The sequence below is a fragment of the uncultured Aliiroseovarius sp. genome (genome assembly GCF_947497285.1).
Lineage (GTDB): Bacteria > Pseudomonadota > Alphaproteobacteria > Rhodobacterales > Rhodobacteraceae > Aliiroseovarius.
In genome coordinates, this window is the sequence record NZ_CANMFT010000005.1 from 165,014 (window position 1) to 190,272 (window position 25,259).

Annotated in this window: 20 protein-coding genes; 8 read left to right on the forward strand and 12 right to left on the reverse strand. The window is 59.2% G+C overall.

The window, feature by feature from the left end:
- Position 1 precedes the first annotated feature (1 nt).
- Both Q0864_RS10985 and Q0864_RS10990 read left to right on the forward strand, forming a co-directional pair.
- On the forward strand, positions 2-976 hold the full coding sequence (locus Q0864_RS10985) for an oligopeptide/dipeptide ABC transporter ATP-binding protein (protein WP_298569222.1): 975 nt from the start codon (positions 2-4) through the stop codon (positions 974-976).
- Complete coding sequence (locus Q0864_RS10990) at positions 973-1,959, forward strand: oligopeptide/dipeptide ABC transporter ATP-binding protein (RefSeq protein WP_298569225.1); 987 nt, start codon at positions 973-975, stop codon at positions 1,957-1,959. The genes Q0864_RS10985 and Q0864_RS10990 overlap by 4 nt, the downstream gene beginning before the upstream one ends.
- Before the next feature lie 22 nt (positions 1,960-1,981).
- Here Q0864_RS10990 and Q0864_RS10995 read toward each other — a convergent pair whose 3' ends face one another.
- Positions 1,982-2,173 carry a heavy-metal-associated domain-containing protein gene (locus Q0864_RS10995; protein WP_298569228.1) on the reverse strand — a complete coding sequence of 64 codons (192 nt, stop codon included), beginning with the start codon at positions 2,171-2,173 and terminating at the stop codon, positions 1,982-1,984.
- Between the two features lie 152 nt (positions 2,174-2,325).
- Here Q0864_RS10995 and Q0864_RS11000 point away from each other — a divergent pair, with 152 nt between their 5' ends.
- From Q0864_RS11000 to Q0864_RS11015, 4 genes are all read left to right on the forward strand, one after another.
- Positions 2,326-4,791 (forward strand): heavy metal translocating P-type ATPase, encoded by a 2,466-nt coding sequence (locus tag Q0864_RS11000; RefSeq protein WP_298569231.1) that lies wholly within the window; start codon positions 2,326-2,328, stop codon positions 4,789-4,791.
- Entirely contained in the window at positions 4,788-5,195 is a 408-nt protein-coding gene (gene cueR / locus Q0864_RS11005) for a Cu(I)-responsive transcriptional regulator (protein WP_298569234.1), read from the forward strand. The genes Q0864_RS11000 and cueR overlap by 4 nt, the downstream gene beginning before the upstream one ends.
- 102 nt (positions 5,196-5,297) lie before the next feature.
- Entirely contained in the window at positions 5,298-7,979 is a 2,682-nt protein-coding gene (locus Q0864_RS11010) for a bifunctional acetate--CoA ligase family protein/GNAT family N-acetyltransferase (RefSeq protein ID WP_298569237.1), read from the forward strand.
- Between the two features lie 24 nt (positions 7,980-8,003).
- Positions 8,004-8,927, forward strand: coding sequence for a histone deacetylase family protein (locus Q0864_RS11015; RefSeq protein WP_298569240.1), 924 nt, complete (start codon positions 8,004-8,006; stop codon positions 8,925-8,927).
- Here the strand turns inward: Q0864_RS11015 and Q0864_RS11020 are convergent, their stop codons facing one another.
- The 10 genes from Q0864_RS11020 to xdhA all read right to left on the reverse strand — a co-directional run bounded on the left by Q0864_RS11020 (position 8,928) and on the right by xdhA (position 20,818).
- Positions 8,928-10,001: an FAD-binding oxidoreductase gene (locus Q0864_RS11020; protein ID WP_298569242.1), complete on the reverse strand. Its 1,074-nt coding sequence runs from the start codon at positions 9,999-10,001 to the stop codon at positions 8,928-8,930. It abuts the gene before it with no gap.
- 134 nt (positions 10,002-10,135) lie between these two features.
- Positions 10,136-10,642 carry an EF-hand domain-containing protein gene (locus Q0864_RS11025; protein ID WP_248367594.1) on the reverse strand — a complete coding sequence of 169 codons (507 nt, stop codon included), beginning with the start codon at positions 10,640-10,642 and terminating at the stop codon, positions 10,136-10,138.
- A gap of 128 nt (positions 10,643-10,770) precedes the next feature.
- Positions 10,771-11,850 (reverse strand): BMP family ABC transporter substrate-binding protein, encoded by a 1,080-nt coding sequence (locus Q0864_RS11030; RefSeq protein WP_298569247.1) that lies wholly within the window; start codon positions 11,848-11,850, stop codon positions 10,771-10,773.
- A gap of 1 nt (position 11,851) precedes the next feature.
- Complete coding sequence (locus Q0864_RS11035) at positions 11,852-12,646, reverse strand: ion transporter (protein WP_298569250.1); 795 nt, start codon at positions 12,644-12,646, stop codon at positions 11,852-11,854.
- A 9-nt stretch (positions 12,647-12,655) separates the two neighbouring features.
- Positions 12,656-13,579 (reverse strand): ABC transporter permease, encoded by a 924-nt coding sequence (locus Q0864_RS11040; protein WP_298569252.1) that lies wholly within the window; start codon positions 13,577-13,579, stop codon positions 12,656-12,658.
- An 11-nt stretch (positions 13,580-13,590) separates the two neighbouring features.
- A complete protein-coding gene (locus tag Q0864_RS11045) occupies positions 13,591-14,676 on the reverse strand; it encodes an ABC transporter permease (protein ID WP_298569254.1) in 1,086 nt (361 codons plus the stop codon).
- Positions 14,673-16,202, reverse strand: a complete 1,530-nt coding sequence (locus Q0864_RS11050; RefSeq protein ID WP_298569256.1) for an ABC transporter ATP-binding protein — start codon at positions 16,200-16,202, stop codon at positions 14,673-14,675. The genes Q0864_RS11045 and Q0864_RS11050 overlap by 4 nt, the downstream gene beginning before the upstream one ends.
- Entirely contained in the window at positions 16,159-17,178 is a 1,020-nt protein-coding gene (xdhC, locus tag Q0864_RS11055; RefSeq protein ID WP_298569259.1) for a xanthine dehydrogenase accessory protein XdhC, read from the reverse strand. Before xdhC ends, Q0864_RS11050 begins: the two co-directional genes overlap by 44 nt.
- Positions 17,175-19,451, reverse strand: a complete 2,277-nt coding sequence (gene xdhB / locus Q0864_RS11060) for a xanthine dehydrogenase molybdopterin binding subunit (RefSeq protein WP_298569262.1) — start codon at positions 19,449-19,451, stop codon at positions 17,175-17,177. The genes xdhC and xdhB overlap by 4 nt, the downstream gene beginning before the upstream one ends.
- A complete protein-coding gene (gene xdhA, locus Q0864_RS11065) occupies positions 19,448-20,818 on the reverse strand; it encodes a xanthine dehydrogenase small subunit (protein ID WP_298569265.1) in 1,371 nt (456 codons plus the stop codon). The genes xdhB and xdhA overlap by 4 nt, the downstream gene beginning before the upstream one ends.
- A 193-nt stretch (positions 20,819-21,011) precedes the next feature.
- Here xdhA and Q0864_RS11070 point away from each other — a divergent pair, with 193 nt between their 5' ends.
- Both Q0864_RS11070 and dnaE read left to right on the forward strand, forming a co-directional pair.
- Positions 21,012-21,374, forward strand: coding sequence for a VOC family protein (locus Q0864_RS11070; protein ID WP_298569268.1), 363 nt, complete (start codon positions 21,012-21,014; stop codon positions 21,372-21,374).
- Between the two features lie 46 nt (positions 21,375-21,420).
- Complete coding sequence (gene dnaE, locus Q0864_RS11075) at positions 21,421-24,942, forward strand: DNA polymerase III subunit alpha (RefSeq protein WP_298569271.1); 3,522 nt, start codon at positions 21,421-21,423, stop codon at positions 24,940-24,942.
- 6 nt (positions 24,943-24,948) lie between these two features.
- On the opposite strand, the gene Q0864_RS11080 is transcribed toward dnaE, so the two are convergent.
- Positions 24,949-25,143 carry a SlyX family protein gene (locus Q0864_RS11080; RefSeq protein ID WP_298569274.1) on the reverse strand — a complete coding sequence of 65 codons (195 nt, stop codon included), beginning with the start codon at positions 25,141-25,143 and terminating at the stop codon, positions 24,949-24,951.
- Positions 25,144-25,259 lie beyond the last annotated feature (116 nt).

Below are 25,259 nucleotides of genomic sequence, written 5' to 3' on the forward strand. Positions count from 1 at the left end.
TATGGCACTTCTTGAAGTACGCGACCTGAGCGTGCATTTCGACACGACCGACGGGACTGTGACCGCGGTGGACAAGATCAGCTTTGATCTTGAGGCCGGTGAAACGCTTGGCGTCGTTGGTGAAAGCGGATCAGGCAAAAGCCAGACGGTGTTTGCGATCATGGGCCTGCTGGCCCAGAACGGCAACGCGACGGGGTCCGTGAAGCTGGCAGGTGACGAGATTCTGAACATCCCGACCAGCAAACTGAACAAAATCCGGGCCGAAAAGATCGCGATGATCTTTCAAGATCCGATGACCTGTCTGAACCCGTTCCTGCGCGTCTCGGACCAGATGGCCGAGGTGCTGACCCATCACAAGGGCATTTCGAAATCTGAGGCCGTGCGACAATCGGTCGAGCTGCTGGACGCGGTGCGTATCCCCGAAGCGAAGAAACGTATCACCATGTATCCGCACGAGTTTTCGGGCGGGATGCGCCAGCGGGTCATGATTGCCATGTCCCTGCTGTGCAAGCCGGATATTCTGATCGCGGACGAACCGACAACGGCACTGGACGTGACTGTTCAGGCGCAGATCATGCAATTGCTTGATGATCTGAAAAAAGATTTCGGGATGTCGATCATCCTGATCACCCATGACCTTGGCGTCATTGCAGGATCGTGCAGGGAAACCCTGGTCATGTATGGCGGGCAGCAGATGGAATACGGCACCACACGGGGGCTGTTCGAGATGCCGACCCATCCCTATACGATGGGCTTGCTGAAGGCCGTGCCGCGGCTTGATATCGAAACAGAGCGTCTGGCGACCATCCCCGGCAGCCCGCCCAACATGATGAACATGCCCAAAGGGTGCCCGTTTTCGCCGCGGTGTGAGTTTGCTGACGAACGCTGTTCCACCACGCGTCCGACACTGGATGGTGTCGTGGGGCGCAAAGTGCGCCGCCGGGCGTGCCTCAAATCCTTGGAGGAGCTGGTATGAACGACCAATCCCCCCTGCTGTCGGTTCGTGATCTGAAGGTCTGGTTTGACGTTAAACCCCAAGGCGCGATGCCTTGGACGGCGGCCGATAAGCTGAAAGCTGTTGATGGTGTCGATTTCGATCTGATGCCGGGTGAAACTTTGGGGATCGTGGGGGAAAGCGGCTGCGGCAAATCCACGCTTGCCCGCGCCATCATGCGCATGGTCCCGTCCGAGGCTGGCACGGTTTTGTGGTTGGGAAATGACCTTCTGACCCTGAGCAAACGTGACATGCGGGTGCACCGCAAGGAAATGCAGATGATCTTTCAGGATCCTCTGGCGTCTTTGAACCCGCGCATGACAATTGGGCAGATCGTGTCCGAACCTCTGAAAACCCACCACCCCAACCTGTCGCCCTCTGAGGTCAAAGAGCGGGTGCGAGAGGTGCTGGACCGTGTGGGCATCCTGCCCAACATGATCAACCGTTACCCACATGAGTTTTCCGGCGGCCAATGCCAACGGATCGGGATCGCGCGGGCGCTGATTGTGAAGCCGCAACTTATCATCTGTGACGAACCGGTGTCAGCGCTGGATGTGTCCATTCAGGCGCAGGTGATCAACCTGTTGATGGAAATTCAGGAAGAAATGGGGCTTAGCCTTATTTTCATTGCGCATGACCTGTCGGTCGTGAAGCACATCTCGACCCGCGTGATGGTGCTTTATCTTGGAAATGTGGTCGAAATCAGCGAGGCCGCGCAGCTCTATCGCGCGCCGGGTCACCCTTATACGCAGGCGTTGATCTCGGCGGTTCCGATCCCCGACCCCAAGGCGCATGAAAACAAGGAAGTTCTGATCCTTGATGCCGATCTACCCTCACCGCTTGACCCACCTTCAGGATGTGTGTTCCGCACGCGCTGCCCGCATGCCATCGCGGAATGCGCGCAATCAAAGCCGCCATTGACGGAACGCGGCAACGGACAACAAGTGGCGTGTTTCGTGCTCTAGGCCTTCACGCGCCGGTGCGGCTTCATGCCACCGTCGCAGGAAACCCGATCTGGTCCAGCAGGGTGATGACGGTTTTCGTGTCGATACCCGTTACGGAAACGGTGCGCGCCTCCATGTCGAAGCTTAAAGCGTCAGCGCCATTGGTGTTCAGCGTTGCGGTAATCGACGCTTTGCAGTGGCCGCAGCTCATATCGGGAACATGGAAAATAGCCATCAAGCTGTCCTTTCGGTGGGCGCGCATTCCAGCTTTCTGAATACGCTTCGCCCCGCTCAGGTCAAGCGGGATGTGCTTTTCATTGTGCCACCCCCTTGACCTTCCAGTAACTGGAAGCCCTATCTACAAGAGGAACGATCGGAGTCTCCTCTATGACCGCTGCACAAACATTGACTTTGGAGCTTGAAAACCTGTCCTGCGCGTCCTGCGTCGGTCGAGCTGAACGCGCATTGGAGGGGGTTGAAGGCGTCTCGGATGCCCCTGTCAATCTTGCGACCGAAACGGTGCGCGTGTCATTTGAGGCACCCGCGACGCCAAGTGGCATGGCTCAGGCGTTGGATCGGGCAGGCTATCCAGCGCGGCGCGACACTGTGGTGCTGGATGTCAGTGCAATGTCTTGTGCGTCTTGCGTTGGCCGGGTCGAGCGGATGCTTGCGTCGATCCCCGGCGTGCTTGAGGCACGGGTGAACCTTGCCTCGGAACGGGCGTTTGTCACCTATCTGGCCGGGGCGACAACGCCTCAAGCCCTGTCCGAGAAAGTGACGAAAGCAGGATTTCCCACGCGACCGCGCGACGACGGCCCATCAACTGGTCCACGCGACAAGGCGCAGGAAGCGGCAACGCTCAAGCGCAAGGCATTGCTGGCGGCCGCTTTGACCGCTCCAGTGTTCATTCTTGAGATGGGCGGGCACCTGTTTCCGGCCTTTCACCACTGGATAGCCCGAACCATTGGACTTGGCACCTCGCACTGGATCCAGCTTGTCTTGACTAGCATGGTTCTGGCAGGCCCGGGACGGCTGTTTTATGCGAAGGGCATTCCTGCCCTGTTACGCGGCGCCCCTGAAATGAATGCGTTGGTCGCGTTGGGCACTTCGGCAGCATATCTTTATTCTATGGTGTCAGTTCTGGCGCCCGGTGTGCTGCCCGCCGGCACCGCGAATGTCTATTTCGAGGCAGCTGCGGTGATCATCGTGTTGATCTTGGTTGGTCGCTGGATGGAAGCCCGTGCAAAAGGCCAAGCGGGTGAAGCGATCCGCGCGCTGGTCGCCCTGACCCCAAGCGAGGCCGTGGTCGAAGCCGACGGCCGCGCGATTACACGCCCGGTTGCACAGATCGTGACCGGTGAAGTCATCCTGATCCGCCCCGGCGCCCGCGTTCCGTTGGACGGCGAAGTTATCCAAGGTGAAAGTTTCATTGATGAAAGCATGATAACGGGCGAACCTGATCCGGTGGCAAAGGCGCCCGGCGACGCGGTCACTGGTGGGACGGTGAACGGGACCGGGGTGCTTAAAGCGCGGGTCACCGCCGTGGGGCCGGACACGATGCTTGCTCAAATTGTGCGCATGGTTGAAGACGCGCAAGGCGCACGGCTGCCCATTCAGGCGCTGGTGGATCGTATCACACGGGTGTTCGTGCCCATTGTGCTGGCAATCGCGGCGATCACTATTTTGATCTGGCTGGCATTCGGACCTGACCCTGCTTTGGGTCTGGCGTTGGTTGCGGGGGTGTCTGTGCTGATCATTGCCTGCCCTTGTGCGATGGGCTTGGCCACGCCGACATCGATCATGGTTGGCACCGGACGGGCGGCACAGCTTGGCGCGCTGTTTCGCAGCGGAGATGCGCTTCAATCGCTGCAAGCCGCGCGCGTCATCGCTTTCGACAAAACCGGCACGCTGACGCAAGGCCGCCCTGAATTGACGGCTTTTGATGTGGTCGATGACTGGGACCCTGACGCGGCTTTGTCATTGGTCGCCGGGGCCGAAGCGCAAAGCGAACACCCGCTGGCGCAGGCGATATTACGCGGCGCCGAAGCGCGCGGCGTCGACCCTGCCTCGGTAAGCGATGTCCAGTCGGTCACGGGGTTTGGGTTGCGGGCCAGGAATGGGGACCGCGATATCCTGATCGGGTCACAAAGCTTCATGGCCCGCGAAGGTATTGCGCTTAGCGATCTGGTTGATCAGGCCAAGGCGATGCGCAGCCGGGGGCATACCGTGTTCTTTGCCGCAATTGATGGGCGGTTGATCGCCCTGATCGGCGTCTCTGACCCCATCAAGCCAGAAGCCGCCGCAGCACTTGCCGCACTCCGAGACATGGGAAAAGAGCTTGCAATGATCACCGGTGATGATCCGGCCACAGCCGCCGCGATTGCCGATCAGCTTGGCATTGCGAGCGTCGACGCCGGGGTGTTGCCCGATGGCAAAGTCGCTGTGATCGAGGCGTTGCAGGCGAAATACGGGTCGGTCGCCTTTGTCGGTGACGGGATCAATGATGCGCCGGCCCTTGCGCATGCCGATGTGGGTCTGGCCATTGGCACCGGCACGGATGTCGCGATCGAAGCCGCCGATGTTGTGCTGTCTTCAGGCGCCCTGTCGGGGGTTGCCAACGCGGTCCAGATCAGCCGCCGCACGATGACCAATATCCGGCAGAATTTGTTTTGGGCGTTCGGCTATAACGTGATCCTAATTCCAGCGGCGGCTGGGGCTTTGTATCCCGCATGGGGAATATTGTTGTCGCCCATGCTTGCGGCGGCGGCGATGGCGGCGTCGTCGGTGCTTGTCGTGACCAACGCCCTACGGCTGAGCTATGTGCGACCTGTCCTGAGTGAGCAGTCGTCATGAATATCTCGCAAGCCGCAAAACGGGTGAACCTGCCGTCCAAGACCATCCGCTATTACGAAGAAATCGGCCTGGTCAAACCCCTGCGCGACAGCAATGGGTATCGCGTCTTTTCAGACAGGGATCTGCACAAACTGACCTTTTTGGCTCGATCCCGCGCGCTTGGCTTTTCGATCGAGGATTGCCGCGCGCTGCTGGCATTATACGAGGATCAATCGCGCGCAAGCGCCGATGTAAAGCGCATTGCGCGTGGTCACTTGGGCAAGATCGAGACCAAGATAGAGGACTTGATTGCCATGCGCGATACGCTGTCGGATCTGGTGCGCGCCTGTGCGGGTGATCAGCGACCGGATTGTCCGATCCTAAAAGGTATCGAAAACGCCACAGACCCAGTGTCAGAAGATTGAGTTACATCAAAGACGACCGCCCCAAAGACGTTATGAACATCCCCAAGGAGGAGAGTTTCCGGGTCAGCCGTCAGGTGATCCATGCGCGAAGGACCGTTTCCGATGGACAAAAGTCCCCTTAGCCCTCTGTTTGATCCGACCTCGATCGCTGTTTTCGGCGCGAGTCCGACAGGCGATTCCGTAGGCGCGATGGCCTATGCCAACCTTGTTGCAGGCGGGTTCAAAGGGCCGATCTATCCGATCAACCCGAAATACCAGAAAATTGGGTCGACCGACTGCCACGCGCGCATCACCGACCTTTCCGAGGAAGTCGATCTGGCCGTGATCGCCACACCAGCGCGCACTGTGCCTGGCATCATGCGCGATTGCGTCGAGGCGGGTGTGAAAAGTGCTATCATCCTGTCTGCAGGTTTCAGCGAAGGCGATGGGCGTGGCAAGGATTACGAAGCGCAGGTCATACATGCCGCCCGCAAAGGCAACATTCGCTTCATGGGGCCGAACTGCGTTGGCTTGGTGCGTCCGTGGATCGGGTTGGATGCCACTTTCTTGCGGTCTACGACACCTAAGGGCCGTCTGGCGTTGGTTTCGCAGTCCGGCGCGCTCGTCTCGGCGATTTCCGATTGGGCCGGGCCGCATCATTCCGGGTTTTCGGCCATGGTGTCGCTGGGAAACTCGACCGATGTCGATTTTGGCGACACGCTGGACTATCTGGCCAATGACCCGAAAACGGACGCCGTTCTGCTATATATCGAAGGAATCAAGGACGCGCCGAATTTCATGTCGGCCTTGCGCCGCGCCGCGCGTCTGAAGCCGGTCGTGGTGCTGAAATCTGGCCGCCACGCCGCAGGCTCCGAGGCCGCCCACACCCATACCGGCGCCTTGATCGGGTCTGATGAGGTGTTTGACGCGGCGTTAGAGCGGGCGGGTGCTGTGCGCGTCAGCACGCTTGGGCAATTGTTCGCTGCCGCCGAGCTTTTGGCCAACACCAAGAAAACGACCGGCGATAGGCTATGCATCATCACCAATGGTGGTGGTGCGGGCGTTCTTGCCGCAGATCGCGCGGGCGATTTGGGCCTGTCATTGCCACCGCTCTCTGCGGAAACAAGCAAGGCGTTGGACAAGCTGTTGCCACCCTATTGGAGCCACGCCAACCCCGTCGATATCCTGGGTGATGCGTCGGCAGACGCTTATGCGCTGGCGGTTAAGGCCGCTGTTGCTGACCCTGAAAACGATGGCGTTCTGGTGATGCTGACACCGCAGGCCATGACCGATGCGACAGCCGCCGCTCAGGCCGTCATTGATGCCCTGCCAGTGCGTCGCAAGAAGCCCGTCTTGGCGTGCTGGATGGGTGAAAGCGCGGTGGCCGAAGGCCGTGCGCTGCTGTCCAAAGCTGGCGTGCCGGAATTCGATACGCCCGAACGGGCGGTTGAGGGCTTTTCCTATCTGGCTCAACACCATCGCAACCGCCGACTGTCACTTGAAGTGCCGCGCGCGCGCGCCTTTGAAAAGGGGCTTGATCTGGACGGTGCGCGCATGATCATTTCCAGCGCGTTGTCGGAAGGGCGCAAAATGCTGTCGGATGTCGAAAGCAAGGCGCTTTTGCGCGCTTTCAACATCCCCGTGAATATGACGATCGAAGCGCGCACAGCACAAGATGCGTTGGTCGCGGCTGAAACACTGGGCTTTCCGGTCGCCATGAAGATCTCGTCGCCTGACGTATCGCACAAGACCGATGTCGGGGGGGTGAAGATCAACGTGGCGCATGCCGCTTCAGTCTCGCGCGCCTTTCACGAGATTACCAACAGCGTCAAAGCGGCGCTTCCCGAGGCTCAGATCTCGGGTGTGACGGTTGAACCAATGGCCCAGTTGCGTCAGGCCCGTGAGCTGGTGATCGGGTCCAGCCGCGACAAAGTGTTTGGACCGACGATCCTGTTTGGGGCAGGCGGCACCATGGTCGAAATTATGAAAGACAGCGCGGTTGCGCTGCCGCCATTGAACGCCGTGCTGTCAGAACGGCTGATCAATCGGACCCGTGTGTCCAAGGCGTTGGACAGCTTTCGCGACTATGACCCGGTGGACAAGGCGGCGCTGATCGACGTGCTCAAACGGGTGTCGATCATCGTCAGTGAACTGCCTGAGATCGTCGAATTGGACATCAACCCGCTGTTCGCCGGTCCAGACGGCGTCTTGGTGGTTGATGCGCGCATTTCGATCACGCGTCCCCCGGCTTGTGATGGGCATTATGACCACATGGCGATCCACCCCTATCCGCGCCACCTTGCGCGTGAGACCTATCTGTCCGATGGCACGCCCTTGTTGATCCGCCCGATCCGCCCGGAAGATGCAGAGAACGAAAAGGAATTCATGCGCGACCTGTCGGACGAGGCGAAGATGATGCGCTTCATGGGGTCGGTCAATGAACTCAGCCCCGAAATGCTGGCCCAGTTTACGCAAATTGACTATCGCCGTGAGATGGCGCTGGTCGCTATGGCTGAAATCGACGGGCGTTCAGTGCAGGTTGGCGTTGCGCGCTATGTGATCAACCCCGATTGGAAAAGCTGTGAATTTGCCGTGGTCGTGTCTGACCGCATCCAGCATCAGGGAATTGGAACGAAGCTGATGAAGGGGCTGTTTGGCGCCGCGCAGGACCATGGGCTTGAGGTGATCGAAGGCACGGTGCTGAAGAAGAACGCGCCCATGTTGCGCTTGATGAAAGAGCTGGGCTTTACCCAGCGCCCTGATCCTGACGACCGTGACGTGGTCATCGTGGAACGGTGGTTGTGATCCAGACGCTCAGGAGGAAACCAGATGCTGTCCATCATTTCGCACGCGGAGTGTAGAAACCACGATGCAGGCCCTCTGCATCCCGAAAGCAAAGCGCGGCTGGACGCGATCAATAACCAGTTGATCATGTCTGGCATGGACTATGTGGTGCAGCATCGCGACGCGCCCCTTGTCGAACGCACGCAGCTGCAACGGGTGCATGACAGCGATTATCTGGATCGCGTCTATGCCCTGGCACCGGGGCAGGGGATGGACAGCGTCGAGGTGGACGGCGACACAGTCATGAGCCCCGGCACGTTGCGCGCGGCCGAACGCGCCGCCGGTGCAGGCGTTCTGGGCGTCGATCTGGTGATGTCGAAAGAGGCGAACCCGGTTTTCTGCATGGTGCGCCCGCCGGGCCATCACGCCGAACGCGACAAGGCCATGGGGTTTTGCCTGTTCAACAACATTGCCGTGGCCGCTGCTCATGCGCTGGATGGTCACGGATTGTCTCGCGTGGCGATCATCGACTTTGATGTGCACCACGGCAATGGCACCGAAGAAATCTTCAAGTCCGACAATCGCGTGCTGTTCTGTTCCAGCTTCCAACATCCGTTCTACCCCTTCACCGGGCACGAGAAGGAAAACGACAACCTTGTCGACATTCCCCTGTCAGCCGGGGCGGGCAGCGCCGAATTTCGCGACGCCGTCAGCGCTCATTGGGTGCCACATCTAAAGGCGTTCAAGCCGGAGTTTATCTTCATCTCTGCCGGGTTCGACGCCCATGTGGCAGATGATATGTCCAGTGTTCAGTTGACCGATGCAGACTATGAGTGGGTCACGCGTGAGCTAAAAGCGGTGGCCGATGAGTTTGCGGATGGACGCATCGTGTCGATGCTGGAAGGTGGCTATGAACCAGATGTGCTGGCACGCTCGGTCGTGAAACATCTGGACGTATTGCTTGGCTGATCAGGCGAAACGCGTGGGGCTAAGCGTTGCCACGATTGCTTGATCCAGAGCGGGCGTCGTGCCTGTGACCAAGTCGGCCAACAACTGCGACGCAGCAGGGCTGGTTTGAAAGCCATACCCGCCTTGGCCTGCGCACCAAAGGAAATCCGCGTCCTCAGGCGCAGGTCCGATCACAAGATTGCGGTCGGGGGCAAAGCTGCGAAGCCCTGCCCAGTTTGTAATCATCCGATTGACAGGCTCCGTCACCATCTCTTCGTATCGCGCAAGGCCTTCCGCCAGAACCATGTCATCTGCCCAAGCGTCGTGAGCGTCCATCGGGTCAGCTTCGGCAGGCGACACGATTAACGCGCCCGCATCGGGCTTTGCATACCAGCTTTCGCCAGCCCCCATGAACAGAGGCCATGTTGTGACGTCTCGTCCACCCGGTGCCGGGATGCGCGCCATTGAGCGGCGATAGGGCTGAATGCCGATCGGTGGTATACCCGCCAGTGCTGCGATCTGGTCCGCCCAAGCGCCGGCTGCATTGACCAGCGACCTTGCCGCGAAGACGCCTTTGGGCGTCGTGACCTCCCATCGGTCTGGCAGCCGTGTGATCTTGGTGACTTTCGCGCCACTGACCACTTTGCCGTTGGCGCGGATATCGCGTGCGAAATTCTGAATCAGAAGGTCTGTGTCGATATCCCAAGCATCCGCGTGATAGCCCGCACCAGCAAAGTTTTTCAAATTCAGGATCGGCACCAAAGCCAATGCTTCGTCCGCTGTGACCCGATCCAGCCGCATGTCGACAAGGTCTTGCGCCAGCGTGTCTTCCTGCCCCTTACGTGCGACGATCAACAGCCCGCGCGGGCTGAGCACGCCGCCATTTGCGGTTTCGTGAAACTGGCGTGACGCCCGGTTGAGCTCAACCACGCTGGGCGCGCCATAGCTTTGTTCAAAAACCGCCGCCGACCGACCAGAGGCATGATAGGCCAGCGCGCCTTCCGCCTCCAGAAGCGTGACAGTGCCAAGTTGCGACAGGCGCGCGCCAGCAGATACCCCTGCAATGCCTCCGCCAATAATGATGAAATCGTCCATGCCCGTGCCTCGCAGACCTACGTATTCATTTGGGGGAAACCCCGTGCGCAGACCCTGACATGCGGCTTAAAAAAGGAAAAGGCCCTGATCCGATCAGAGCCTTCCTTACTTTGTGCACCTAATGCCGGGTCACGCTACATCCGACCAAAGTCTTCTGCCGTCAGAACGCCATCGCCGTTTCGGTCCTGTTGTGGGAACCACAGATCGACGCCTTCAAGAAACTCGGCGCGCGTGACCTCTCCGTCGCCGTTCAGGTCAGCGTTTTCAAGGGCCATGGACATCGCGGCGTTTTGCTGGCCCATACCTTGGCCACCGCCTTTACCTTGGCCTTTGCCTTGGCCCATGCCTTTGCCGCCACCTTGCCCCATACCCTTGCCTTGCGCGATGCCGTGTTCCTGCATGTCCGCCTCGCGGGCCTCATCAAACTGGACGTATTCATCGGCGGTCAGGATGTCGTCTTCGCTGGTGTCAAACGTGGTGAAGATGTCGCCGCGCCGTTCGCGCACCTCTTCGATCGACACGGACCCGTTTTCATCCAGATCCCAGTTTTCAAGGAAGTGAGCGCCAGGTTGGTTCTGGGCGATGGCTGGTAAGGCCAAGGCAATGGCGATACTGGCGACGAGAAGGGAAGTTTTGCGCATGATATGCTCCGTTCATGTATATATGCGTTAAACGGAATGCCTTCGAAGTTCCGTCGCTAAAAGTTTCACTTTCAAAAAAAAAGACCCCGCCCGAAGGCGAGGTCCCGTCAGATCTTACGATCTGGTGATCAGTTCGAGGGGATTTCACCTTCGATGCCTTCGACATAGAAGTTCATGCCAGCCAGTGTTCCGTCATCTGCGGTCTCACCTTCGGCAAGCCAGGCTGATCCGTCTTGCTTGTTCAGCGGGCCGGTGAAGGCGTGGTATTCGCCCGAACCCAGCGCGTCACGCAGCGCTTCGGCTTCGGCCTTCACGTCGGCAGGCACGGCGTCCGTGATCTCGCCGATGCCAACCATGCCAGAACCGATGCCGTCCCATGTCGATACGCTTTCCCATGTGCCGTCCATAACGGCCTTGGTGCGGGCGATGTAATAGGGTGCCCAGTTGTCGATGATCGACGACACACGCGGCATCGGCGCATAATCTGACATGTCGGATGCCTGCCCGAAGGTGATGATGTTCCCGGCTTCTTGCGCGGCGGCTTGCGGCGCGGTCGAATCCGTGTGTTGCAGGATCACGTCGGCACCCTGTTCGATCAGCGCTTTGGCGGCGTCTGCTTCTTTGGCCGGATCAAACCAAGTGTAGGCCCAGATGATCTTGAACTGAACGTCCGGGTTCACCTTCTTGGCGTGGATATAGGCCGAGTTGATGCCACGGATAACTTCCGGGATCGGGAATGACGCGATGTAGCCGATGACGTTCGACTTGGTCATCTTGCCAGCGATATGGCCCTGAACGGCGCGACCTTCATAGAAACGTGCGGAATAGACCGACACGTTCGGCGCTGTCTTATAGCCGGTGGCGTGTTCAAACTTGATGTCCGGGAACTTCTCGGCCACGGCCACGGTCGCGTCCATATAACCAAACGACGTGGTGAAGATCAGGTCTGCACCCGCCAGCGCCATTTGCGTGATCGCACGTTCGGCGTCTGCACCTTCCGGCACGCTTTCTTGATAGATCGTTTCGACGCTATCGCCGAACTCTTCTTCTACGGCCAGACGGCCTTGGTTGTGTTCGTAGGTCCAACCACCGTCGCCGACGGGGCCGACGAAAATAAAGCCGACCTTTGTCTTGTCTTGGGCCTGGGCCGCACCGGCCAGGCCAGCCGCCAAGGCCACACCGGCCAATAGTGTTTTTACTGCACGCATATCATTCTCCCTTGATGGATTGAGCAGATTTCGGGTTTTCAGTTTCGGGTTCGCCCTCGTCTCCGTTTTCGGCGTTCTCACGGATACGACGTTGAATATTTGTTTCGCTTTCAAGCAGCGCGGCGGTCACGATGGCCGACGGCACGGCGATCACGCCAAGCCCGATGAACAGCACGAAGGTGGTGAAAATCCGGCCACCCGGCGTGATCGGGAACATGTCGCCATAGCCCACCGTCGTGAAGCTTGCGACGGCCCACCACAGGCTGTTTGGGATCGACGAGAATACCTCGGGTTGGGCGTCATGTTCGAACACATAGATGCCCACGGCAGATACATAGAGCATCAGGCCAGCAATCACGCCGAACACCGCCAGCTCTCCTCGGACTTGCCCAAAAGCAACCACGAGGCGCTCCATCGCGTGAGAGCCGCGAAAGAGCTTCAACAAGCGCACAAGACGCAGCAGCCGGAAGGTCCGAACGACCTGCCACTGCGGGGTCAGAAACGCGATGGCCGGTGCGATGCTCAGCAGATCTATGATTCCCCAGAAGCTGAATGCATAGCGCAACGGGCGCGGGGCAGACACAAGACGCACAATGTATTCGACTGAAAAGACGGCCAACAAGCCGATCTCGAACGTGAACAGCAACCGGCGCAAGTTGGCTGGCAATTCCGGCATGGTTTCAAGCGCGATCGCGACGGCAGATAAAACGATCAACCCGTCCATGATGCGGCCAACATTCACGCGGCCCAAGGGCTTGTGTCCGTCAAGGATCTCGTGAATGTCGGGTTTGATCATAAGGGAAACCTAGTGCGTCGCGTGGAAGATGCGCCCAAGTGATCCGGGCGCGCCGTGTTGGCCACGCAAAGAGATAACCACAAGCACAAGAATTGTCACGACATAGGGGCTCATCGCCAATATCTCGACGGGGATGGCGGCGCCCGCGGCCTGCAGGTTCAGTTGAAGCACGGTGATCCCGCCAAACAGATAGGCCCCGAGTAGCACGCGCCACGGCCGCCAACTGGCGAACACGACGATGGCAAGGGCGATCCAGCCGGCCCCGGCGGTCATACCTTCGACCCATTGTGGCACCCGGACAAGGCTGACATACGCCCCGCCCAACCCTGCACACGCGCCGCCAAAGGCAATGGCCATCAGACGCACACGCACCACTTTGTAACCCAGCGCGTGGGCTGCATCGTGGTTTTCGCCAACCCCCCGCAGGATCAGACCCGCGCGGGTGCGCGTCAGCACATACCACGTGGCCGTCACGATGATCAGGCTGACATAGACCATGGGATCATGGCGAAACAGGATGGGCCCAAGCACCGGGATGTCGCTGAGCAGCGGGATGTCCCATTTGGCCATACTGGGCGCTTTCATCCCCTCATAGGGTTTGCCGATCAGCGATGACAGGCCCAGTCCGAACAGGGTCAGCCCCAGCCCAGTGGCGACCTGATTGGACATAAGATACAGCACCAGAACGCCAAACAGCATCGACAGTGCGGCCCCGGCAACGGCGGCAGCGACAAAACCCACAGCGGGGCTGCCGGTATTCACGCCGATGGCGAAGCCCACCACAGCCCCGGTTATCATCATGCCTTCGACCCCAAGGTTCAGAACGCCTGCCTTTTCGACCACCGCTTCGCCAATGGCGGCCAGCAGGATTGGCGTAGCTGCAACCATCAAAGACGCCAGAAGAAGAAGCGGGTTGATTTGACTAAGATCCATCGTCGTTCTCCTTACGCCGTCGCGGTTTTGTTGAAGCGGATGCGGTAATGCGACAGCACGTCCATCGCCAGAAGGAAGAACATCAGCATGCCTTGGAACATCTGTATGGCCGCGCCGGGCAGGCCCAGCATCAGTTGTGCCAGTTCTCCGCCAATGTAAGTCAACGCCATCAGAAGCCCGGCCAGCAGGATGCCGATGGGATGCAAGCGTCCAAGGAAGGCCACGATGATCGCGGTGAACCCGTAACCGGAATTGAAGTCGATGGTGACTTGCCCTGAGGGGCCAGAGACCTCGAACAGCCCCGCAAGCCCAGCCAACGCCCCCGATGTGCCAAGGCAGAACAGGATCAAACGGGTCGGATTGACCCCGGCAAAACGTGCGGCACGGGGGGCTTCACCCGTCAGGCGCACCTGAAAGCCCAACATGTGCCGGGTCAGCAGCACATAGGCGAAAATGACGGCCACGAAAGCTGCCGCCACACCCCAGTGCATCCCTGTGCCGCTGATCAGCTCGGTGTTATAGGCAGCGGGGAAATCGCGAAAGTTGCGTGAGCCGGGAAAACCCATGCCTTCGGGGTTCTTCAACAGGCCTTGGCTTACGGATGCCAAGAGGTTTTCGGCCACATAGACCAGCATCAGACTGACGAGGATTTCGTTCGTGCCAAAGCGAACTTTCAAAAGCCCCGGGATCATCGCCCAGGCCCAGCCGCCAAGCGCGCCCGCCAAAACCATGGCGGGAAAGATCAGAATGCTTTCGGACGGATAAAAAGCCAGCCCAACCCCAGCCCCGCAAATGGCCCCCATGATGTATTGGCCTTCAGCGCCAATGTTCCAGATGCCCGCGCGAAACCCAAGGCTGAGCCCGACGGCAATCAGGATCAGAGGGGCAGCTTTCACCAGAAGCTGCGGGCGCGAATATGGGCCAAAGGTTTCGTGAAACAGGGGATCCCAGAAAATCGTGCGGATCGCCTCAAGGGGTGCCTTGCCCAGCATCCAGAACATGAACCCGCCCGCGATCATCGTTGCGATGACCGCCAGAACAGGGGTTAAGCCCGCCCAGAATTTCGATGGCTGTGGGCGCTTTTCCAAATGGATCATGCTGCCGTCTCCTGTTCGCCGCCGCCCATCATCAGACCGATCGTTTCGACATCCAACCCCTGGGTGGAGACAGGGTCGGCAAGCCGGCCTTCGTTTAGGGCAGTAAAGCGGTCGGCGATTTCCATGAGCTCATCCAGATCCTGACTGATGACAATGACTGCAGCCCCATGATGAGCCAAATCCAGCAAAGACTGGCGGATCGCCGCGGCGGCGGAAGCGTCGACGCCCCATGTCGGTTGATTGACCACCAGCACTTCGGGGTCTTGCAGCACCTCGCGGCCGATGACAAATTTCTGCAAGTTGCCACCCGACAGCGACCCGGCTGCGTTGTCTGGCCCGGGTGTGCGCACATCAAACTCGGCAATGATCGTTTTCGCGAATGCTTCTGTCTTGCCCCAGCGCAGAAAGCCCCGGTCAACCAACTGTTTGCGCACAGCGCCGGTCAAAAGCGCGTTTTCGGTCAGGCTCATGTCGGGCGCGGCAGAGTGGCCAAGCCGTTCTTCGGGCGCCGTCAGAAGGCCACGGGCGCGGCGCGCGTTTGGATAGAGCGCTCCGATATCGTCGCCCGCCAGCGTGATTGTGCCGCTTTGCGCGCGTCCTTCGCCCGACAAAACCGCAAGAAGTTCGTCTTGCCCGTTGCCTGCGACGCCGCCGATGCCCAACACCTCGCCCGCGCGCACCTCGACCGAGATGTTGTGTAGGTTGGTTCCGAAGGCGCTGGGTGATTTCATCGATACGTCATTCATCGCAAGCACGACCGGACCCGGGGTGGCCGCTTCGCGCGACGGCACATGCAACGTGTCACCAACCATCATTTCGGCAAGTTCGCGCGCGGATTTCTCGCGCGGGTCGCAGGTGTCGACAACATGACCCAGACGCAGCACTGTCGCGTGTTCGCACAGGCTTCGTATCTCCTCAAGCTTATGAGAAATGTAAAGAATTGCGGTTCCTTCGGCGGTTAGCTTGCGAAGAGTTTCAAACAGGATGTCGACCTCTTGAGGGGTCAGAACCGAGGTCGGTTCGTCCATGATCAGAAGCTTGGGGTCTTGCAAAAGACAGCGAATGATCTCGACCCGCTGGCGTTCGCCGGCGGACAGGTCGCCCACCACGCGCTCAGGATCAAGCGGCAGGCCGTAGGCGTTGCTTACCTCGCGGATGCGGGCGGACAGCGCGCGCGCATGCGGCGGGTTGTCCATTCCAAGGGCGATATTTTCCGCAACACTCAGCGCGTCGAACAAGCTGAAATGCTGAAACACCATCGCCACGCCTGAACTGCGCGCAGCTGCGGGATTTGTTGGTGAAAAGGGCGCGTTGTTCAGGATCATACGTCCTTCGTCTGGTTTGACGAGGCCATAGATCATCTTTACCAACGTGGATTTGCCGGCCCCGTTTTCGCCCAGCAAAGCATGCACTTCACCTGGAAGAATCGAGAATGAAACCTTATTGTTTGCGATGACTCCCGGATAGGCTTTGGTCAGCCCGTCAAGTGTCAGTAGCGCTTCGTTTTCGCGCGTATCCCCTGTCACGTGCAGCACCCCTGTTGGATTTATTGTTTATTGATACACCTTTAAGCAAGGCGCAAGCTACCCCTAGCGCGATGGCTTGGGGCGTCTTTCCCAGACCCGGATCACCGATCGGGCACTGAATTTTCTGGATGTCCGCGGTGCCATGGCCCAGCGCGGTCAATCGTTTCTGAAACCGTGCCCACTTGGTGGCCGAGCCGATAAGGCCAGCACCGACAAAGGGTCTGGACAGAATGGTGTGACACAAGTCCAGGTCCATGCTGTGACTATAGGTCAGCACAAGATGATGGGCGTCGTCCGGCGCAAACCGAACAGCGTTAGCTGGATTTGCCGCGGGAAGGCAAGTGACAGAGGCGGGCACCTCCGCCGGAAATCGGTCCGGACCGGTGTCGACCCAAGTGATCGCAAGGTCACCGATCGGGGACAGGACGTTGATCAGCGCCCGACCAACATGACCAGCCCCATAGATCCAAAGCGGCACAGATGGGTGGGATATCGGTTCAATCATCCATCCCTGCAGCAGTTTCGGAGATGGCCGCTGCCCTTGAGCGCGCGCGCGATCCAAGATGCGCTTGACGGATAGCGGCATGGAGGGCAGGGGCGTCGCGGAGTGTGACACGGATCGCCCATTGGCGGGGCGGGCGAAGACCTGTGCTTGTTCAAGCTTTGGCTGGTCACGGTCGGTGAAGATTTCAGTAAGAAGGGTCACCGCCCCGCCGCAGCACTGACCAAGCTCTGGCCCCAGCGGCAGGCGTGCAAGGGTTGATCCAGCGTCCGCTACCAACTGGATGCGCGCGGCCTTCGTGGCGCGCAGTTCCAGCTCGCCGCCTCCGATCGTGCCAATCTGGCCTGTGTCCCAGACCAACATCGCAGCGCCGACCTCGCGTGGTGTTGACCCAGCGGTCTCTGCGACGACGACGCGGGCAACCCTGCGGTGCTGTTTGATCGCGTGAACAAGCTGGGCGAGGTCAAAGCTCATGCGGTGCGGACCCTGCCGACGGCCTTCAGTATTTCTTCGGGCGTCGCCGGAGCGTTCATGTCGTGATACCCCTCGCCGCATGCGGCGACCGCATCGGCCAACGCCAGCCAGACTGATATTCCCAGCATCAAGGGCGGCTCGCCCACCGCTTTTGATCTGAACACGGTGTCTTCGTGGTTTGGCTGATCCCAAAGGGAGACATTGAAGACGCGCGGGCGATCCGAACAGGCCGGGATCTTGTAGGTCGACGGCGCATGCGTTCTAAGCACGCCCTTGGTATCCCAGACCAACTCCTCGGTGGTCAGCCAGCCCGCGCCTTGCACATAGCCGCCTTCGACCTGCCCGATATCCAGTGCGGGGTTCAGGCTTGAACCGGCGTCATGCACGATGTCCGTGCGCAGGATGCGATTTTCTCCGGTCAGCGTATCGATCACCACTTCGCTCAGCGCGACGCCATGGGCAAAGTAAAGAAACGGTCGCCCTTGCCCCTTCACCCGGTCCCAAGTGATGCGCGGTGTTTTGTAGAACCCGGTGGCTGACAAGCTGATGCGCGCTTCATAGGCGGCCTTGGCTGCGGCGGCAAACGACATGTTCTGACCGTTCGGAGCCGACACCGTGTCGTCGGTGAATGTTATTTCGGACGCGCGCGCCTGCCAGATTTCTGCGAGGTAAGCGGCAATACGCTCACGTATGGTTATGCAGGCTGCCTGAACCGCCATTCCATTCAAATCCGACCCGGAAGATGCGGCCGTCGCCGATGTGTTCGGCACTTTCGCGGTATCGGTCGCAGTGATCTTCACGACGTCCAGCGACACTCCAAAACAGCTTGCCGCAACCTGGGCGACCTTCTGGAACAGGCCTTGACCCATTTCGGTCCCGCCATGGTTCATATGGATCGAGCCATCCTGATAGACATGCACCAGAGCCCCGGCCTGATTGAGGTGGGTCAGCGTGAAGCTGATCCCAAACTTCACCGGTGAATAGGCCAGCCCTTTCTTGAGGATAGGGTTTTCGGCGTTGAACCGATCAACCTCGGCACGACGCGCGGCGAAGTCGGCGCGATCAAGCAAGGCCATCGTCATCGCGGGAATATGGAAGCCTTCAATCGTTTGCCCGTAATGCGTTGTCTGCCCGTTGTCGTAAAAATTTACCGTCCGAACGGCGACCGGGTCCAAATCAAGTTTGGCGGCAACGTGGTCCAAAATACGTTCAATCCCGAACACGCCTTGCGGTCCGCCAAAGCCACGGAAAGCAGTGGCAGAGGCGGTGTTGGTCTTCAGTCGATGGCTTTCGATCCTGACGGCCGGCAGATGATAGGCGTTGTCTGCGTGCAGCATGGCACGGTCCGCGACGGGCAAAGACAGATCTTGCGACCAGCCACAGCGTGCAAGCTGTGTGACCTCAAGCCCAAGCAGGCGCCCGGCGTCGTCAACGCCCACGCGATAGGTGATGCGGAAGTCATGGCGCTTGCCGGTGATGACCATGTCATCGTCGCGGTCATAGCGCATCTTGCAAGGCCGCCCGGTGCGTTTGGCGGCCACGGCACAGGCCACCGCCAAGGCGTTGCCTTGGCTTTCCTTGCCGCCAAAACCGCCCCCCATGCGGCGCGTCTCTACGCGAATGCCGTGCATCGGCACGCCCAAGGCGTCCGCAACTTTGTGCTGAATTTCGGTCGGGTGCTGGGTCGAGCTGTGGATCAGCATGTCGCCAGCTTCCTGCGGCACGGCCAAAGCGGCCTGACCTTCAAGATAGAAATGCTCTTGTCCGCCCAGTTCAACCGATCCGTCGAAAACATGCGGCGCCGTATGGATAGCTTCGGCAGCCTTGCCGCGTGCCCAGACCACTGGTCCGCCCTCAAACCGGCTGTCGGCGGCTATGGCATCGTCGATGGACAGGATGGCGGGGCGTGGATCGATGGTGATCTTGGCCCGCCGTGCCGCCTTGCGCGCCGCCAGATGCGAGGTTGCGGCGACCAGAAAAATCGGTTGGCCGTGGTAAAAAACCTCGCCTTTGGCAAGCAAAGGTTCGTCGTGGACCGAAGGCGATACGTCATTGGCATGCGGCAGATCAATCGCCGTCAATACAGCCACCACGCCCGGTGCCTGACGCACGCCGGACAGGTCTGCATGGGTGATGACACCGCGCGCAATGTCGCTGAGGCCAAAGGCAAGGTGCAGGCAATTTGCTGGTGTTGGAATGTCATCGACGTACCGCGCCGCGCCGGTCACATGCAGGCGGGCGGCATCGTGTGGAAGGGGCTTCCCGACGCTCATGGCTGAACCTCCAACACCGATGTCGCGGTGCCTTGGTCGTCATGCCACGCCCGCACAAGAAGATTCTGCGCCACTTGCAACCGGTAGCTGGCCGAGGCGCGCATATCCGACATTGGATCGAAATCCTGTGCAAAGGCGGGCAAAGCGGCCTTCACGCTGTCAAGGGTCCAGGGTCGGCCAATCAAGGCGTTTTCGACATGTGTTGCGCGTTTCGGGGTGCCGGCCATGCCGCCAAAAGCGATGCGGGCGTTGGCGACTTCACCATTCGACACCGAGATGTTGAAAGCGCCCAGCACCGCCGAGATGTCCTGATCAAACCGCTTAGACAGTTTGTAGACACGCAGACGATCGGGCTGGCGTTTGAAGGATACCGCTTCGACGAATTCGCCAGGGCGTCTGTCCTGCTTGCCGTAGTCAATGAAGAAGCTCTCAAGATCAATCGCGCGGGTTTCAGTGCCGCGCCGCAAGTGCAGAGTGGCATCAAGCGCGATCAGGGCCGGAGGGGCGTCGCCGATGGGCGACCCGTTGGCGATGTTTCCGCCAATCGTCGCAACGTTACGCACCTGCAGCGAGGCGAAGCGGCGCAACATTTCCGAAAAATTCGGATGATACGGCGCCAACGCAAGTCGAAGTGCTTCGATGGTGACGCCCGCGCCCACGCGGATTTTTTCATCGGTTATGTGGATGTCGTGCAAGGCTTTGACGCCATTGATAAAAACGACTGGCCCCAAATCTTTCAGCGACTTGGTTGCCCACAGCCCGACATCGGTTGCGCCTGCGATCAGGGTTGCGTGTGGCGTGGTCATCAAAGCCTGCGCAAGCGCGTCTATTGTCGCGGGGCGGGCAGGGTCAGGATCCTGAGCACTGCCGGGCAAGTTGCCGGCCAATGGGGCGAAGCCTTCTGGGACCAGAGCTTTGGCAGCCCGGTCGGCAGAGCGTATGATTGGCGCATATCCGGTGCAGCGGCAAAGATTGCCTGCCAGCACGTCGTCATGGTTTTTGTTGCCATTCAACTGCGCGGTTGCCAGCGACACAGCAATGCCCGGTGTGCAAAAACCACATTGCGAGGCGTGTTCTTCGACCATCATTTGCTGAACCGGATGAAGGTCGTCTTGCGTGGCCAGACCTTCGACAGTTGTTAAAGCGCGCCCATTAATCTGCCCAAGAAACAAGATGCAGGCATTGACTGCTTTGGCGCCGGTTTCGTCTGTCACCATGACGGTGCAAGCGCCGCAATCACCTTCGTTGCAGCCTTCTTTGGTGCCAGTCAGTCCCTGTGTTTCGCGCAGCCAGTCCAGCGTGGTTCGTTTCGGATCCACGTCGTGCAGAGTCACACTCTCTCCGTTCAGAAGAAAGGCGATATCCATGTAATCGTCCCGCCGCGTTACCCTGTCATGCCCCGGTTTTGCGCGTCCTCGATGCGGCGTAGAAAACGCGCGGGGTTTATTATTCTATCGACCGAGCAAACCCGAGAATCACGTTTGACGCAAGAAAATCTTCGCCTATTTCCCGTGTGCAATGGTATACTGGTCGAGCCTTCACGATCTCAGGGACCAACCCATGCTTAAAAAAATCCATCACGTGCAACTGGCTATGCCAATCGGGCAAGAGCAACTTGCGGCGACTTTCTATCGTGACGCGCTGGGGTTTGTGGTGGAACCGAAGCCACCCAAGCTCGCGGCGCGGGGTGGAATTTGGTTTTGCTGTGACGGAATTCATTTGCATCTTGGGGTCGAAACACCATTTCGCCCCGCAAAGAAAGCGCATCCTGCCTTTGAATGTGCGGAGATCGCTGCGCTTGCGGAGCGTCTTGAGCGCGCTGCGTTCAAGGTTCAATGGGATGACGCCTTGCCGGGATACCGTCGCTTTTTCACCCATGACCCGTTTGGCAACCGGATCGAGATACTGGAGCCAACCGCATAGCGCGTCGTCTCTTCCCCCCGGCGGGGGGCTCGTCTAGGTTACCCCCATGACGAACCAACCACGATTCATTCACCTTCGCGTTCACTCTGAATATTCGCTGCTGGAAGGCGCGGTGCCGGTGAAGAAATTACCGGGGCTCTGTGCCGCTCATGGGATGCCGGCAGTCGCCTTGACCGACACGAACAACATGTTCGCCGCACTTGAGTTTTCGGTCACAGCTGCCGGGGAAGGCATCCAGCCGATCATGGGGTGTCAGGTCGATCTGGCCTTCGAAATCCCTGCGCCGGGCGAAAAACAACGCGCGCCTGCCGCCCTTGTTCTGTTGGCTCAGAACGAGCAGGGCTATGAACACCTGATGAAGCTCAATTCCTGTCTATATATCGACAAGAAAGGAGAGCTGCCGCAGGTTCAACTGGACGAGCTTGAAAGCAATTCGGAGGGGCTGATCTGTCTGACCGGGGGCGCCGAGGGGCCAGTGGGTCAGCTGCTTCAGGCGCGTCAGCGACCGAAGGCCGAAGCATTGATGAAGCGGCTTCACCAATGCTTTGGTGACCGGCTGTATGTGGAGCTGCAACGCCACCCCGGTGAAGGTGGCCAGCCGACGAATGGTGAACGCGCGACGGAGCGTGGATTTGTTGAAATGGCCTATGAGATGGGCCTTCCATTGGTCGCCACCAACGATGTCTATTTCCCGAAACAAAAGCTTTACGAGGCACATGATGCGCTGATCTGCATTCGGGACGGCGCTTATGTCGATCAACAAGAAGGCCGTCGCCGCCTGACGCCTCAGCATTATTTCAAAAGCCCCGAAGAAATGATCACGCTGTTTGCGGATTTGCCGGAAGCTATTGATAATACTGTTGAAATTGCGCAACGCTGCGCCTTCATGGCCTATCGGCGCGATCCGATCTTGCCGAAATTTGCAGATGATGAGGTTCAGGAACTGCGCCGGCAGGCCAATGCAGGATTGCAGGCGCGTCTGGCGGTGATCCCGCACGCGGTGTCCGTGGAAGAATACCAGAAACGGTTGGAATTCGAGCTGAATATCATCGAGGGCATGGGGTTTCCGGGCTATTTCCTGATCGTGGCCGACTTCATCAAATGGTCCAAGGACAACCACATTCCGGTGGGACCGGGGCGGGGCTCCGGCGCGGGGTCGCTGGTGGCGTATGCGCTGACGATCACCGACCTTGATCCGTTGCGCTATTCACTGCTGTTCGAACGCTTTCTGAACCCGGAACGTGTGTCGATGCCGGATTTCGACATCGACTTTTGCATGGACCGGCGCGAAGAGGTGATCCGCTATGTCCAAGAGAAATACGGACGCGACAAAGTTGGGCAGATCATCACCTTTGGTGCGCTCTTGTCGAAGGCCGCCGTGCGCGATGTGGGGCGCGTGTTGCAGATGCCCTATGGACAGGTTGACCGGCTGTCGAAACTGATCCCGGTTGAAGGGGTGAAACCCGTCTCGATCGAAAAGGCTCTGGCTGACGAACCCCGCCTTCGCGAAGAGGCACGCGCAGAAGAGGTCGTCGACCGGCTGTTGACCTATTGCCAACAGATCGAAGGGTTGTTGCGCAATGCGTCGACCCACGCGGCGGGGGTGGTGATCGGGGATCGACCGCTTGATGCGCTGGTGCCGCTCTATCAAGACCCAAAATCCGACATGCCCGCTACCCAATTCAATATGAAGTGGGTGGAGCAAGCGGGTCTGGTGAAGTTCGACTTTCTTGGCTTGAAAACCCTGACGGTAATTCAGAATGCCGTCGATTTGATTCAAGGGCAGGGGCGCGATATCCATACGGGTCCGAATGGAGAGGTTCTTTATGACCCGCCTGAAGGCGCGGTGAATGAAATCAACGCGATTCCGCTGGAGGATGAAAAGACCTACAAGCTCTACGCTGCGGCCAAAACCGTGGCGGTGTTTCAGGTGGAATCAAGCGGTATGATGGATGCGCTTCGGCGCATGAAACCGACCTGCATCGAAGATATCGTGGCGCTGGTCGCCCTGTATCGTCCCGGCCCGATGGAGAACATCCCCACCTATTGCGAGGTGAAGAACGGGCTGAAGGAGATCGAAAGCGTCCACCCTTTGATCGACCACATTCTGGCCGAAACGCAGGGCATTATCGTCTATCAGGAACAGGTGATGCAGATCGCTCAGGTCATGGCGGGCTATTCGCTTGGAGGCGCCGATCTTCTGCGCCGGGCGATGGGTAAGAAGATCAAAGAGGCGATGGACGCCGAACGTCCGAAATTTGAAAAAGGGGCCGCAGAAAACGGGGTGCCTGCGAAGAAAGCGTCGGAAGTCTTCGACCTGCTTGAGAAATTCGCCAATTACGGTTTCAACAAATCACACGCTGCTGCCTATGCCGTCGTCAGCTATCAGACCGCTTGGTTGAAGGCGAACCACCCGGTTGAATTCATGGCTGGTGTGATGAACTGCGACCTTCATCTGACGGACAAGCTGTCCATCTACGCCAACGAAATCAGGCGGGGGCTGGATATCGAGATCGTGCCACCCTGTGTGAACCGTTCGTCCGCCATGTTCAGTGTGGACAAGGGCCGCGTCGTCTATGGGCTTGGGGCGCTAAAAAATGTTGGCGTCGAGGCGATGGGCCTTGTCGTCGAAGGTCGCAAAGTCGACGGTGCTGACAAGCCTTTTGCAACGCTTTACGACTTTGCGCGTCGCGTTGATCTGAAGCGTGTCGGTAAGCGTCCGATGGAGATGCTGGCGCGCGCAGGCGCCTTTGATCAACTTGACCCAAACCGCCGCCGCGTCTTCGACAGCCTTGATGCGCTGGTCAACTATTCGGCCGCAATCCACGAACAGCGCGCCTCGAACCAGGTGTCCCTGTTCGGCGAGGCTGGCGACGACCTGCCGGAACCACGCCTGTCCCCGGTCGGGGATTGGCTGCCCAACGAACGGCTGGCCGAGGAACACAAAGCGATTGGCTTCTATCTGTCCGGCCATCCTCTTGACGACTACTTGCCGGCGCTCAAACGCAAGGGCGTGATGACCATTCAGGAACTGCGCGACAAGGCAGAACGCACCGGTGCGGCCGTTGGAAAGGTCGCCGTCAATGTCAGTGGCTTGCAGGCGCGTAAATCCGCGCGGGGCAACCAATTTTTCCGTCTCAACATTGATGACCCGACGGGACAGGTGCCGGGTATCTTGCTGTTTGCAGATGATTTTGAGGCCTGCCGAAGGGTTTTCGACGAAACGCTGCAGGTCGTTATGCAGCTTGAGGGCCGTTTTGAAGAAGGGCAGTTTGACCCGCGCGGCAGGTCGGTCGCACCCTTGGATGCGGTGATCGCAGATGCGGGCGGGATGGCTCTGAAGCTATATCTGACGGAACCCGAGGCGCTTGTGCAGGTTTCCAACCTGTTGAAAGACGCTGCTGAGAAAGCGCGCAACATCCGACCGGGTGAAGTGTCGGTTTGCCTGATAGATCCGACCTTGCCGGGCGAGGTCGAGATGACCTTGGGACGCCCCTTCCCACTGAACCCTCAGATCAAGGGCGCGCTCAAGTCACTGGACGGCGTGATTGATGTGGAAGAAGTCTGACGCGCCCTAGTAATGCGGTGGCCGTTCGTCACCAAGGACCACGCCGCCGGAATTCGCCATCTCTCGCTCGGCCTCCCGCTCCACCAACATCCGCACGCGATGAGACATCTTGGACAGTTCCGTGTCTTGGCGGGCAATTACGTCCGACAGTTCATCGACCACACGGGTCAGGTGGGCGACGGTTTCTTCCAATTGGGTCATGCGGTCTTGCGTCATTTGGCTCTGATAGCGCGAAGCTGATCCAAGTCATAGCCCCGAAAGGCGATCAGCCAACAGATAACGCCAATGAGGAAGCGAAACCCGATCCGGCCATTTGG

Bases quoted from the DNA above. Each gene is read 5' to 3' on its own strand.
- Q0864_RS10985 (WP_298569222.1), top strand. From the start codon at position 2: ATGGCACTTCTTGAAGTACGCGACCTGAGCGTGCATTTCGACACGACC.
- Q0864_RS10990 (WP_298569225.1), top strand. From the start codon at position 973: ATGAACGACCAATCCCCCCTGCTGTCGGTTCGTGATCTGAAGGTCTGG.
- Q0864_RS10995 (WP_298569228.1), bottom strand. From the start codon at position 2,173: ATGGCTATTTTCCATGTTCCCGATATGAGCTGCGGCCACTGCAAAGCG.
- Q0864_RS11000 (WP_298569231.1), top strand. From the start codon at position 2,326: ATGACCGCTGCACAAACATTGACTTTGGAGCTTGAAAACCTGTCCTGC.
- cueR (WP_298569234.1), top strand. From the start codon at position 4,788: ATGAATATCTCGCAAGCCGCAAAACGGGTGAACCTGCCGTCCAAGACC.
- Q0864_RS11010 (WP_298569237.1), top strand. From the start codon at position 5,298: ATGGACAAAAGTCCCCTTAGCCCTCTGTTTGATCCGACCTCGATCGCT.
- Q0864_RS11015 (WP_298569240.1), top strand. From the start codon at position 8,004: ATGCTGTCCATCATTTCGCACGCGGAGTGTAGAAACCACGATGCAGGC.
- Q0864_RS11020 (WP_298569242.1), bottom strand. From the start codon at position 10,001: ATGGACGATTTCATCATTATTGGCGGAGGCATTGCAGGGGTATCTGCT.
- Q0864_RS11025 (WP_248367594.1), bottom strand. From the start codon at position 10,642: ATGCGCAAAACTTCCCTTCTCGTCGCCAGTATCGCCATTGCCTTGGCC.
- Q0864_RS11030 (WP_298569247.1), bottom strand. From the start codon at position 11,850: ATGCGTGCAGTAAAAACACTATTGGCCGGTGTGGCCTTGGCGGCTGGC.
- Q0864_RS11035 (WP_298569250.1), bottom strand. From the start codon at position 12,646: ATGATCAAACCCGACATTCACGAGATCCTTGACGGACACAAGCCCTTG.
- Q0864_RS11040 (WP_298569252.1), bottom strand. From the start codon at position 13,579: ATGGATCTTAGTCAAATCAACCCGCTTCTTCTTCTGGCGTCTTTGATG.
- Q0864_RS11045 (WP_298569254.1), bottom strand. From the start codon at position 14,676: ATGATCCATTTGGAAAAGCGCCCACAGCCATCGAAATTCTGGGCGGGC.
- xdhC (WP_298569259.1), bottom strand. From the start codon at position 17,178: ATGAGCTTTGACCTCGCCCAGCTTGTTCACGCGATCAAACAGCACCGC.
- xdhB (WP_298569262.1), bottom strand. From the start codon at position 19,451: ATGAGCGTCGGGAAGCCCCTTCCACACGATGCCGCCCGCCTGCATGTG.
- xdhA (WP_298569265.1), bottom strand. From the start codon at position 20,818: ATGGATATCGCCTTTCTTCTGAACGGAGAGAGTGTGACTCTGCACGAC.
- Q0864_RS11070 (WP_298569268.1), top strand. From the start codon at position 21,012: ATGCTTAAAAAAATCCATCACGTGCAACTGGCTATGCCAATCGGGCAA.
- dnaE (WP_298569271.1), top strand. From the start codon at position 21,421: ATGACGAACCAACCACGATTCATTCACCTTCGCGTTCACTCTGAATAT.
- Q0864_RS11080 (WP_298569274.1), bottom strand. From the start codon at position 25,143: ATGACCCAATTGGAAGAAACCGTCGCCCACCTGACCCGTGTGGTCGAT.